Genomic DNA, 12,304 nt, shown 5'->3' on the forward strand with positions numbered 1-12,304 from the left:
AAAAACCTGAAGTGATAAGCCACCGGCCCAAGCAATGGTAACGAAGTGTATCCAGGCGGTTTCCTGACACAAACCCCGACACTATTCCAAGCAGCTGGCAAAGTTGTGCGACACTGTGCGTGTATCTTCATCTTGCAGCCGTTGCTCGGAAACCTTCAGGGTGGGTATTTATAGGTAATAATACTTTACTTTCTTGAACGGTTTCAAAGTAAAGAGTTCCTCGACTGTTAATTGAAACGAACAGGTTTGAAAGAGGAGGGACAAAATGTTCAGGAACACAACCAAATGCCTCATTGCCCTTGCGCTGTTGGCTGGCACCACCGCGATTGCGTTTGATGTCCAGTCTGCCTCGGCCGCAGGTTGGGGGCGGGGATATGGCTACAATTGCCAGAACATTAAACAGGGATGGCGCGGCCCGCGTTATGGCAATCGTGGCGCTTTTGCCGGACAGCGCTATCGCAATCGACCCGCCAATATGGGCCCGCGCTATGGCAGAATGGGGCGGGGCGTCGGGTATGTATCCATGGTGCAAAAATATGATGCCGACAACAACGGTGCGCTGTTGAAAACTGAACTCTCACGCAGTGTCACGTCCTACTTCAAGGAACGGGACAAAAATGGCGATCAGGCCATCACGCTCGATGAATTTCAGCCGCGCTGGCGCACCATGTCCGAACCCATGCGGGTTCAAACCTTCAAGCAAAGGGATGCCAACGGTGATGGCAAGATTACCCTGTCCGAAATGACAGCACCGGGATCTGCCATGTTCAGCCGGCGGGATGTCAACAATGACGGCAGGATTGATAGCGCCGATTGCCCACAGTGCCGTTGGCGCTAACAGGGCCATCCGTTTCGCCATAATGATCTGGCGGCCCTATCGCTGATGCGATAGGTGACATTGTCCCCCGTGAGCCAGACACCGCCATCCTTATGGGTGGCGGTGATGGCGTGTCTGTATTGGTTCCAGTTTTCGGGTCTCTAGGTGTCTGTCTTGAGCGTCACCAGACGAATGGAACGGTGGCCAACACCACGCAGAGCTTTGAGTACTGGCATCAGCTTGTCTGCGGGCAAGGCTTTATCGGCAACAATCTTCACCACGTCAGTTTCGGGCTCTCCTCTTTCACCTGTCACAGGAAAGCGGCTCAGAACATCGGCGAGCGTGAGGCGATCACCGCGATGCACAAGTGTGCCGTCGGCAAGAATTTCGATTGCATTGTCGGCCGGGGGCATTTGTGGCAGATCGACCGCAGACGGGGGGCTGAGACTTGGCGAGATCGGCGGCGCGACTGTCCCCGCGATGAGAAAGAAGATCAGCATCAGAAAGACGATGTTGATGAGCGGTATGGTGTTCTCCGGTAGCACCCGCCGGTGTGCTTTGGCCTTGTGCATCTGCATGAAAGAATATCCCTTGGCTTTGCTGGCTAGTCAGCCAGCGAGACCTTGCTAAGGCCGGAGCGCTTCAATGTTTCGAGCACTGTCACCAGCTCTTGCAGCTTAACGCCATCCCTTGGCACCACGACGGCGCTCTCTACGCCTTTCTCTGTGAAGGTTGCTATCTCGTCATTGAGCGCTGCGATCTCTGCAGGCTGCCCGTTGAGGCGCACAGAACCATCCCTGGATACTGCAACAATCAGCTTTGGCCGTTCGCCAGCACCGCTTCCAACCCCGGCGACACCAAGGTCGAACTGGCTGAATTTCGAGAAGGTGGATGTCAGCATGAAAAACAGCAACAACAGGAAGATAACATCGATTAGCGATGTCAGCCCTACAATGGATCTGCGTCTGGTTGGCATGGTAAGGCGCATGGTTCGGGTTCCTGCAAGCATGTGTTCAGAAGCAAAAGCCTGTTGCGCATCGGCTCTCGATCATTTGCTTGGCTGGACCGTAATTAAACTTGAGTGAAAATGTCAAGAATATATTATGAAGCCCGCTTTCTCCCGGCTCCAAGTCAAGAGGGAGCTGGGTTCAGGTGCGGGTGGGAGCAGGGCCGGTGCTTTCGCGAATTTGAAAGATCGGCTTGATCTCGATGGACTTGCTCTTGTCGACCGGGCCCTTCGAAACCTGTCCCAGAATCTGAGCAGCTAGGCTACCGATGCGCTGGTTGTCGACCTTCATCGTCGTCAGTTTCGGTGTGAAGCGAGAAGCCATGTCCAGATCGTCAAAGCCCGAAATGGAAAAATCATCCGGTGCTTTCAACCCCATTTCTTTGGCAGCCATCAAGGCACCAATGGCGAGCGCATCGTTACCGCAAACAATCGCGGTGGGGCGTTCATCAGCCTTTTTGTCCATCAATTCCTTGAAGCTTCTGGCTCCGAAATCTAGCGAGGCTCTGCCCACGCAAAGAGCGTCGTCAGAGAGCGTGATGCAGGCCTCTGACAGAGCATCTTTGAGCCCTCGCAGACGCTCCGTGGCACGGGAGTTGTTCTCGAGCGGCTGAAATATCGCGGCAAACCGGCGATGGCCATGCGAGAGAAAATGATGCGTCATCCTGTAGAAGGCGGCATGGTTGTCAAAGCCAACGAACGCATAGGGAAGATCGGTGCGAAAGGCATAGGTGATCAGAAACGGAACCTTGCGTGTCTCGAGGGCCGTGAATAGCGCTTCGGGATAGTTTTCACCCGCCAGAACAAGTGCCTCAACGCCGCGCGTGAGCATGGCTGTCGCCTGCTTCAAACCCTGCTCGGGGTCATAGTTGGTGCACCCCAGAAACAGCGTCAGGCCATGGTCGGAAAGGCCGCTTTGAAGGCCTGAAATCTGCCGTGCATAAACTTCATTATCGAGGGTGGGAATGATGGCCCCGGCGATGTGGGTTCGGTTTGAGGCGAGGGCCTTTCCCGCTGCATTCGGAATCCAGTTCAGCTCTGCCGCCGCTTTGAGGGTCCGTTCTCTGACTTCTTTTTTCACCTTCTGGGGTTCGTTGAATGTGCGCGACACTGTCGCTGTTGAAACCCCCGCAAGCGCGGCGACATCAGCCAACCTGACGAACCCTTTGCTGCCGCGGGTCCTCTGTTCTGAAGATCCGTTTTTTGTTGATTTTTTGTTGTTCATAGGAAGCTTCTTTCTGTTCACGAACCCTGTCGCCCCACACTGTTGCGCGATTCTAAGGTTGACATCCAGAGCTTACAGCGTAATGTAAGCGCTTACAAATGGAGGCCCGTAATGATCATCTGTTTTGGTTCGCTGAATGCGGACATGACCTTCCAAATGGATAAAGCTCCGAAGTCGGGGCAAACCCTGCTGGCAAACTCCTTCACGATGAGTGCTGGAGGGAAGGGCGCCAATCAGGCCGTTGCGGCCGCGCGCCTTGGTGGTGAAGTGGCCATGGTCGGTGCTGTTGGCTCGGATGCGCTTGCGCAGGTCGCCCTCGAACATCTCAAGGCATCCAACTGTGATGTCAGCCGCGTGGCTGTCGTTGATCACCCCACCGGTTGCGCTTCCGTTATCGTTGATTCAAGTGCTCACAATCAGATTGCCGTCGCCATGGGCGCGAACGAGCTGGCGCGCGCGACGAGCGTCGATGACGCATTGCTGCAGCGGGCCAATATTCTGCTTCTTCAGATGGAGAGCGGCAAGGCTGAGGTCGAAACACTTCTGAAACGGGCCAAAGAGGCCGGTGTGAAGAGCATCCTCAATCTGGCACCTGCGGTGAAGATCGATCTTGAGGCGCTCAAGGCCTGCGGCATCCTGGTTGTCAATGAAGACGAAGCCGAATTTGTTGCTCAGTGGCTGGCCTGTGATCCATCGGCTCAAAGCATCAGCAAGACACTCGGTATCTGCGTGATCCGCACCCTCGGATCTGATGGCGCTGAAGCGGCAGACGGCGAGGATGTGTTCAAGGTCAGCGCAGTCCGCGTTGATGCAAAGGACACCACCTCTGCTGGCGACTGCTTCGTCGGAGCGCTGGCATCATTCCTTGACCAGAATTTTTCGCTCAAAGACGCGATGGAGAAGGCGAGCCTCGCAGCGGCGATTTGCTGCTCGCGCCACGGCAGTCAGATCAGTCTGCCATGGGCCGATGAGCTTGTGAAGGCGGCATAAGCAATACCAGACCGGCCCTATGTACGGCTACATGAGCCTTAGTCGGTGGGTCGGAATTCAAGCAGGAAGAAGAAGATGACCAAGAAATTCGAAGGGATCATACCGGTTATGATCACGCCGTTCAAAGACGGCAAGATTGACTATCCGGGTGTGACCAATCTGGTGGAATGGTATATTGCCAATGGCGTTGATGCGCTGTTTGCCGTTTGCCAGTCCAGCGAGATGCTGTTCCTCGACCTCGAAGAGCGTATCGCACTGGCTGAACATGTCGCAAAGGTCGTTGCAGGCCGCGTTCCCGTCATTGCCTCCGGTCATGTGAGCGAAAGCCTTGAAGACCAGATCGCCGAATTGTCCGCCATCGCCAAAACTGGTGTTGACGGTATCGTTCTGGTGACCAACCGCCTTGATGCCAAACAGCAGGGTGGCACCAAGTTCATCGATGACATGAAGGAAATTCTCGCCGCTCTTCCGGCCGATATGCCTCTTGGTCTTTATGAATGCCCGGCGCCTTATCGCCGGTTGCTGACGGACGAGGAAATCAAATTCTGTGCCGACAGCGGTCGCTTTGTCATTCTCAAGGATGTCTCTTGTGATCTGGAAACCGTCAAGCGGCGTGTTGAACTGACCAAAGGCACCCCTCTGGCAATCGTCAACGCCAATGCTGCCATCGCCTTTGATGCAATGAAGGCTGGCTCGCGTGGGTTCACTGGCGTTTTCACGAACTTCCATCCCGATCTCTACAAGTGGCTGATGATCAGCCATCAGGATCATCCGGAACTGGCAGATAAGCTCTCTGTCTATCTCGCTCTGGCAGCAATGGCCGAGCCGATGGGCTATCCGAAGCTCGCAAAACTCTATCATCAGCAGCTTGGCACATTCGCCCAGATTGAAAGCCGCGCAGTCACGTTCGACATCGTCGAAAAATTCTGGGCGCTTGATGTCCTGCTGGCGAAGATCGTTGAGGGGCAAAACGCCTTTCGCGCAAAGATCAAGGCTCTGTAAAAAGAGTCCCCGCGGCGGAGGGCGCCGTCCTACGACCCTGATCAATCGACCATACCAGCGCATGGTTTGATGATCCTCCTAACAGAGAAGGTCGGGACTGGACGCCCTCTGCTTCAAATTTAAAGTGTGCAAGGAATTGGAAGTCTTGAACCGTGACTTGTTTCAGATTTCTCCATGCGTGGCCCGACCTGAGGATAGGGCTATAAAAAAGTTGGTGATGATCGGATCACAAAGTCACAAAACCCGTCCGGAAGAGGTTGCCAACAGACCTAAAATGGACTAGATGTCGATTGCTAACTCGTAACAGCAAGCAATTCTGGGAGGATTTGCGAAAAACCAAAGTTTGAGCACGTCGTGTGAAAAGACCCGTCCATCTCGCCCGATTTTCTATTGGCGAAGATGTCGGGATCAAGTTCCGCGGCAGTTGATCAGCGGATGGATCGCACGTCATTCCACAAAAAGCAGATGTCGAGCCAGCAGTATCTTTCGATGCGCGATGAGCAGACCCCGAACCGTCTTCCCGGCCTTTTCTCACTCGCGTGACTATACAGAACAGGCAGCAACGATGACTGATAAAGACAACGCGGCACTCGAGCATCATTCCGGCGTATGGCCCGTGATGCTGACCCCATTTACTGACACGCTGGAAATCGACTGGAAATCGCTCGAGAAGCTGATTGACTGGTATATTGATTGTGGTGTTCACGGCCTCTTCGCAAACTGTCAGTCGAGCGAAATGTTCTTCTTGTCCGAAGAGGAATCGCTCAAGCTAACCAAATTCGTGGTCGATCATGCGAATGGTCGCGTTCCTGTCGTTGCCTCCGGTCACACCGCGTCTTCTCCCTCCCATCAGGCTGAACAGCTTCAGGCGCAGGCTGAAACCGGTGTCGACAGCGTGATCATGATCAGCAACCGTCTTGCGACGGCTGATGAATCCGGTGAAGTCTTCCTGCGGCGTCTGCAGGACATGACCGCGCAGATTCCCGAAAAAGTCGGTGTTGGGCTTTATGAGTGCCCTTATCCTTACAAGCGCCTGCTTCCCGATGAAGCTGTCAAATGGTGCGCCCAATCCGGTCGCTACACCTTCATCAAGGACACTTGCTGCGATCCGGAAATGCTCAAGCGCCGGGCCAAGCTGGTCGAAGGCAGTGAGCTGCATATCGCCAACGCCAATGCCCAGACCGTGCTGGAAAGCCTGAAGGCAGGTTGTCATGGCTATAGTGGTGTGATGGCAAACTTCCATCCTCAGCTTTGGGTGTGGCTGCTTGAAAACTGGAAGACCGAGCCCGAGAAAGCAGAGACATTGTCTCAGTATCTGACGTCTGCTGCTATGCTTGAAGCTCTGGATTATCCGGTCTGTGCCAAAAGCTATCAGAAGTCGATCGGCAATTTCGCGACCGATCTTTGCCGCACCCGGCCCACCGGTGGTTACTATGCAAACCACTTCCCCACGACCGTTGCACAGACAATTGCGCTCGGTGAAAAACTTGCCGAGATGCTTGGTCTCGACGTCAAATAGGGATTAGGAGGGATCAATGGGACATAAAGTACTCGTTACCGCCACCAACTATTCAAAACTCTGCGGTGCCGCCAAGGCGCTGCTCGAAGAGAATGACTGCGAAATCATCGAAAGCCCGTTCGGTCGCCCGATGACATTCGATGAAATCAAGGAACGGATTTCCGGTGTCGAGGCGGTTGTTGCCGGTGTTGATGACTGGAATGAAGATGTCTTCAAGATCGCTCCGGATCTGAAGGTCATCTCGCGCTTTGGTGTTGGCGTCGATAATATCGATGTTGAAACCGCACGGAAATACGATGTCAAGGTTACAAACGCGGCTGGTGGCAACTCCAATGCCGTTGCGGAATTGACAATCGGGCTTATCATTGGCGCGATGAGACATGTTCCGCAGCTGCATGTGACGACAAGGCAGGGCGCATGGGATCGTTTCGTGGGTGACGAGATTGTCAATCGCACGGTCGGTCTGCTTGGTTTCGGCAATATCGCACGCCTCATCGCCAAGAAACTTCAGGGCTTTGACGTCAATGTCGTTGCTTACGACAAGTTTCCGAACATGGAAGCAGCCAATGAACTGAATGTTGCCATGATGGAAGCCGATGAGGTTATTTCATCCGCGGATGTTCTTTGCATGATGCTGCCAAGCCTGCCCGAGACACAGCATTTCATGAACGCCGAAACCTTCGGCAAGATGAAAGATGGTGCCTATCTGATCAACACCGCGCGCGGGGCCCTTGTCGACGAGATAGCACTCGCTGATGCTCTGAACAGCGGCAAGTTGCGTGCCGCAGCCATTGATGTTTATGAACAGGAGCCAACGTCTCCGGACAACCCGCTCTTTAACATTCCCAACATCGTGACAACACCGCATACGGCAGCAGAAACCTACGAAACCTACCACGGAGTGGGGCTGTTGACCGCGAACGCCATTCTTGACGTTTTTGCAGGACGCGAGCCGAAAAACCTTCTCTAGGCAGAACAATGATGTGAGCGCAGCTTGCTGCGCTCACTCCCGCAAAAAAAACTCTAACCAACAACAGGCTAAAAAGGGAGGGTTTTATGAATATATTCGGTTTTCTGGACCGACATCTGGAGCGAATAGTCGTCACGGGCGTTCTGATGACGACAACGATCACACTGGTGATCCAGGTGTTTATGCGTTACGTGCTCGCCGAACCGCTCGTTTGGGCTGAGGAGTTGGCGCGCTATCTTTTGGTCTGGTGCACGATGGTTGGTGCCAGCCTGGCGGTGAAAGAATCCCGCCATATTATCGTGGACTTTGCTCCCGTTCTCTTCGGTCCTCGTTCAATCAAGCTGTTCTCGATCATCTCCCATACCGGGGTGTTGGTCTTCTGTGCTGTCATTCTCTACTACAGCATCCCGTTTGTGCAGCGGGTCATGGCCATCGGGCAGCTTTCTCCGACGCTGCAAGTGCCCATGTGGACGGTGTATCTCGCACTGCCGGTTGGCTGTGGCATGGCGGCTCTGCGTACCATTCAGGCAATCTACAAAGAAACCCGCAAGCCCGATGCAGACGTTGTTCTGGGCACCCCTGTGGAGGAGGCTGACTAATGTATCCGATAGTTGCCCTGACTTCGTTCCTGTTCCTTCTTCTTCTGACAATCCCCATCGCGATGTCGTTGGGTCTGGCTGCGTTTGTGCCGGGCTGGATGGGCGCGCCGATCAACTCCAGCCAGGTGGTCCGCACGATCGTAACCGCGATCGACTCCTTCCCCCTGCTGGCTGTGCCTCTGTTCATGGTCGCCGGTGACATCATGACTCAGGGCGGTCTCGCCCGTCGTCTGTTCAGCTTCGCTGATGCCTTGCTGGGTCGACTGAACGGTGGTCTCGCCATCTCGACCGTTGTGGCCTGCATGCTGTTCGGTGCTATTTCAGGCTCTTCGCCTGCGACCGTTGCCGCCATCGGCGCCATGGCAATCCCCTTGCTGGTGAGCAATGGCTACGACAAACGCTTCGCAACCGTTCTTGTGACGACCGCAGGAACCCTTGGGGTGATCGTGCCGCCAAGTATCCCGATGATCATCTACGGTATGGCAGCGAACGTGTCCGTGAGCCGTCTGTTCATGGCTGGGATCGGCCCTGCACTGACCATCGCCTTCCTGCTGTGCTCTTGGGCATTCTGGTACGGCACCAAGCACAAAGACAAAATCAAGACAACCGCAGGCAACATTCCGCTTATGACGGCTATGCGCCAGAGCGTCTGGGCTCTGCTGGCTCCGGTCGTTGTTCTGGGTGGTATCTATTCGGGTGCCTTCACCCCGACTGAAGCTGCCGCGATTGCTGTGGCCTACAGTGCCGTTATCTCGATATTCGTGTTCCGCGAGATGACCTTCATGCAATTGGTCAACACGGTTGGCCGGACGGCGCTGACGGTGGCTCCCATCCTGATTATTGCAGGCACGGGTGCAGCTCTTGGCCGCGTTTTCAACCTCCTGCGTGTGCCGGTCATGCTTGGTGATCTGATCAACAGCATCGTCAGCGAACCAATCATGCTCTTGCTGCTGATCAACTTCATGCTGCTGCTTATCGGCATGTTCATGGAAACACTGGCTGCGATCATTGTGCTGACGCCGATCTTCCTGCCCATCGTGTTGCCATATGGCATTGATCCGCTCCATTTCGGTCTGATCTTGACCACCAACCTTGCAATCGGATTTGTTACCCCGCCGGTCGGCGCCAACATCTTCATTGCAACGGGACTAACCAAGCTCAGTGTCGTGGACATCTGTAAGGGTCTACCCGTGCCGCTGTTCCTGCTGATCTTGGGGCTGGCCGCGATCACTTATGTTCCGGAGCTGTCCCTGTGGCTTCCAAATGCCTTCGGGTAAAGCCAAATGACGAAGTTCTCTCAATTCCAAACCAGTTCAACAAAAGGGAGTGAAACCATGAAACATTTCAACAAACTTCTTGCCGGTGTGGCGCTCGTCGCCATGACCGCTACGGGTCCAGCATGGTCTGCAGACTATACCATGATCATGGCTCATACGCTGTCAGACACCGAACATCCGATCTATCAGGCATTCCTGAAACTCAAGAGCGAGATCGAGGAAAAATCTGACGGTCGCATCGAAGTGATCGATCAGGGTGGTGGTGCTCTGGGTGGTGACCGCGAGATCATGGAATCGACCATGTTTGGCGATATCCAGTTCGGCCCGATGTCTACCTCTGGTGCAACCCAGTTCATCAAAGAACTGTCCGTCTTTGACATTCCTTACGTCATGCCTACCGATGATGCGGAACGTAAGGCTCTGGTCAACGACGGCCCGCTTGCCGAAGCAATTTCCAAGGCACTTGATGCCAAAGGACTGCGCTACGAAGGCATCATGAACGGTGGTTTCCGTAACCTGACAACTGCGAAAACCGAAGTTCATAGCCCAAAAGATATCGCTGATGCAGGCTTGCGCATCCGCGTTCAGGAAAACCCTGTTCACATCAAGATCTGGAAAGACCTCGGCGCAGCTCCGACCCCGATCTCGTTCCCGGAACTCTATGGAGCCCTGCAGCAGGGTGTTGTTGACGGTCAGGAAAACCCCTATGGCCATATTCTGTCCCAGCGCTTCTACGAAGTTCAGGGCTACTTGACCAATACCCGTCACATCTTCCTCGCCAACATTTCGATGATCAACAAAGGCTGGTACGAAAGCCTTCCTGATGATCTGAAAAAAGTTGTCGATGACGGTTTCAAAACTGCAACCGACTTCCAGTGGAAGGTTCAGGCAGAGCTGGAAGATTCCCAGCGTGCTGAATTGGCCAAGAATATGACCATCATCGATCTGACCCCGGAAGAGTTGAAGCAGTTTCAGGATAAAACCGCCGATGTTGCGAACTTGGTTCGCGAAACGGCTGGCGATGAAATCGTCGATACTCTGATGAACGAAATCAAATAAGTTCCAACTCTCCCAAGAAGGGTTGTCGCCGGTTCCCCTCGGACTGGCGGCAACCACCTGCGGCGATCATCTCGATCCTGTGCCGCAGAATGAATGCTTCTGCAAATTATCCGCCTGAAAAGTGAGCTTATGACAGATAAAAAAACGTCGTATCTGGTCGCAAGTGGTGACTTGCGCCCAAGCGCGAACGAAACCTGTTGGCCTGCGCAAGCTGAAATGGAAGCGAAGCTGACCAAGGTAATCGAAACCCTTGGCGGCTCCGTTACGAGAGCCCATCCCTACAAGGAAGACCTCAAACATGGCTTCATTGCGAGCCAGAAGGAAGGGCTTGAAGTTTTCGCCAATCTGGATCGCAAGGCGCCGCTGATCGTCGCTGAAGCTGTCTGGCAATATTCCCAGCACCTGCTGGCCGGTCTGATCGCCCATGAAGGCCCGATCCTGACAGTAGGCAACTGGTCTCCGACCTATCCCGGTTTGGTTGGCCTGCTCAACCTGAACGGCTCGCTGACCAAAGCTGGCGTGAAATATTCCTCGCTCTGGAGTGTCGACTTCGAGGACGAGTGGTTTATCGAACGCCTCGGTGAATGGCTGAAAACCGGATCCGTCTCCCACGATACCAGCCACGTCACCGCCTACACGCCTTCCGCAAACCAAAAGGCTGTGTCTCTGGCCAAGGATATTGCAGGCGATCTGCGCGAAAAACGCTCCATCATGGGCATTTTCGATGAAGGCTGCATGGGCATGTATAATGCCATCATTCCCGATGAAATGCTGTTCCCCCTCGGCATCTTCAAGGAACGCCTGTCCCAATCCGCGCTCTATTACGCCACCACGCAGGTCTCCGATGAAGACGCACGCGAAGCCTATGACTGGCTCGTCAAGAGCGGCATCACCTTCCATTATGGCAAGGACGGTGCGACGGATCTCATCGAAGAGCAGGTGCTGCTGCAGTGCAAAATGTACATTGCCGCGGTCCGCATTGCTGAAGACTTCGGCTGTGAGACTATCGGCATCCAGTATCAGCAGGGCCTGAAAGACCTTCTGCCTGCCTCCGACCTTGTCGAAGGCCTCCTCAACAATGATGAACGCCCGCCGGTCAAGAATGCCAAAGGCGAGGTCATTCGCGATGGACAAGCTGTTGTGCATTTCAACGAAGTGGATGAGTGCGCCGGTCTTGATGCCCTGATGACCAATCGTATTCATCGTGCGCTCGGCCAGCCAGTGGAGACCACGCTGCACGATCTGCGCTGGGGTGACTTTGATCAGTCGGGCACGACGGACGAGTATGTCTGGGTGTTCGAGATTTCTGGAGCTGCTCCGGCAGCCCATCATGGCGGGTACAGCATGAGTTCCTCCATGCGGCAACCCGCCATGTTCTTTCCCGCAGGTGGCGGCACCTTGCGCGGTATCGCCAAGCCCGGCGAAATCGTTTGGTCGCGCATCTTCGTTGAAGATGGCAAGCTGAAAATGGACCTTGGCCGCGGTAAGGCGATCTCGTTGCCTGAAGAAGAAACCGAGCGTCGCTGGACCCAGACGGACTATGCCTGGCCCATGATGCATGGCGTTCTTTACGGCGTTACCCGTGACCAGATGATGGCGCGCCATAAGGCCAACCACATTCAGGTGGTCTACGCAACCGATGCCGATGCTGCCGATCAGGCCATGGCAACCAAAGCCGCGCTTGCAAGCGAACTCGGCATGGAAGTCAGCCTTTGCGGAACCGCCGCTGATGGCGGACCGCTCAAGTCCTGATCTGCCCTTAAGAGGGTTGTTTAATAAAATCAGGCGCTGCCGACCCAAGGTTGGCAGTGCCATCGCATGGGAATTTCGTTAAGCACAA

The 12,304-nt window shown here is 54.6% G+C and carries 12 protein-coding genes; 9 read left to right on the forward strand and 3 right to left on the reverse strand.

Annotation, left to right across the window (positions count from 1 at the left end; translation table 11 throughout):
- Positions 1-265: 265 nt before the first annotated feature.
- Complete coding sequence (locus CPH65_RS14815; protein ID WP_096174471.1) at positions 266-838, forward strand: EF-hand domain-containing protein; 573 nt, start codon at positions 266-268, stop codon at positions 836-838.
- A gap of 140 nt (positions 839-978) precedes the next feature.
- Here the strand turns inward: CPH65_RS14815 and CPH65_RS14820 are convergent, their stop codons facing one another.
- The 3 genes from CPH65_RS14820 to CPH65_RS14830 all read right to left on the reverse strand — a co-directional run bounded on the left by CPH65_RS14820 (position 979) and on the right by CPH65_RS14830 (position 3,048).
- A complete protein-coding gene (locus CPH65_RS14820; protein WP_096174474.1) occupies positions 979-1,395 on the reverse strand; it encodes a biopolymer transporter ExbD in 417 nt (138 codons plus the stop codon).
- A gap of 26 nt (positions 1,396-1,421) precedes the next feature.
- Positions 1,422-1,805: a biopolymer transporter ExbD gene (locus CPH65_RS14825; RefSeq protein ID WP_157747712.1), complete on the reverse strand. Its 384-nt coding sequence runs from the start codon at positions 1,803-1,805 to the stop codon at positions 1,422-1,424.
- A gap of 160 nt (positions 1,806-1,965) precedes the next feature.
- Positions 1,966-3,048 (reverse strand): LacI family DNA-binding transcriptional regulator, encoded by a 1,083-nt coding sequence (locus CPH65_RS14830; RefSeq protein ID WP_096174479.1) that lies wholly within the window; start codon positions 3,046-3,048, stop codon positions 1,966-1,968.
- Positions 3,049-3,159: 111 nt separating this feature from the next.
- Between CPH65_RS14830 and CPH65_RS14835 the strand changes: the two genes are divergently transcribed.
- The 8 genes from CPH65_RS14835 (at position 3,160) to CPH65_RS14870 (ending at position 12,216) form a co-directional block, all read left to right on the forward strand.
- Positions 3,160-4,038, forward strand: coding sequence for a ribokinase (locus CPH65_RS14835; RefSeq protein WP_096174482.1), 879 nt, complete (start codon positions 3,160-3,162; stop codon positions 4,036-4,038).
- A 75-nt stretch (positions 4,039-4,113) separates the two neighbouring features.
- Positions 4,114-5,040, forward strand: a complete 927-nt coding sequence (locus tag CPH65_RS14840) for a dihydrodipicolinate synthase family protein (protein ID WP_096174485.1) — start codon at positions 4,114-4,116, stop codon at positions 5,038-5,040.
- Between the two features lie 565 nt (positions 5,041-5,605).
- Positions 5,606-6,559 (forward strand): dihydrodipicolinate synthase family protein, encoded by a 954-nt coding sequence (locus tag CPH65_RS14845; protein ID WP_096176431.1) that lies wholly within the window; start codon positions 5,606-5,608, stop codon positions 6,557-6,559.
- Between the two features lie 16 nt (positions 6,560-6,575).
- Entirely contained in the window at positions 6,576-7,529 is a 954-nt protein-coding gene (locus CPH65_RS14850; protein ID WP_096174488.1) for a phosphoglycerate dehydrogenase, read from the forward strand.
- Positions 7,530-7,615: 86 nt separating this feature from the next.
- A complete protein-coding gene (locus CPH65_RS14855) occupies positions 7,616-8,128 on the forward strand; it encodes a TRAP transporter small permease (protein ID WP_096174490.1) in 513 nt (170 codons plus the stop codon).
- Positions 8,128-9,405, forward strand: a complete 1,278-nt coding sequence (locus tag CPH65_RS14860) for a TRAP transporter large permease (protein WP_096174493.1) — start codon at positions 8,128-8,130, stop codon at positions 9,403-9,405. Before CPH65_RS14855 ends, CPH65_RS14860 begins: the two co-directional genes overlap by 1 nt.
- 57 nt (positions 9,406-9,462) lie before the next feature.
- Entirely contained in the window at positions 9,463-10,464 is a 1,002-nt protein-coding gene (locus CPH65_RS14865) for a TRAP transporter substrate-binding protein (protein ID WP_157747713.1), read from the forward strand.
- Positions 10,465-10,593: 129 nt separating this feature from the next.
- Positions 10,594-12,216: a fucose isomerase gene (locus tag CPH65_RS14870; protein ID WP_096176432.1), complete on the forward strand. Its 1,623-nt coding sequence runs from the start codon at positions 10,594-10,596 to the stop codon at positions 12,214-12,216.
- Positions 12,217-12,304: the final 88 nt, after the last annotated feature.

The organism is Cohaesibacter sp. ES.047, assembly GCF_900215505.1.
GTDB lineage: Bacteria > Pseudomonadota > Alphaproteobacteria > Rhizobiales > Cohaesibacteraceae > Cohaesibacter.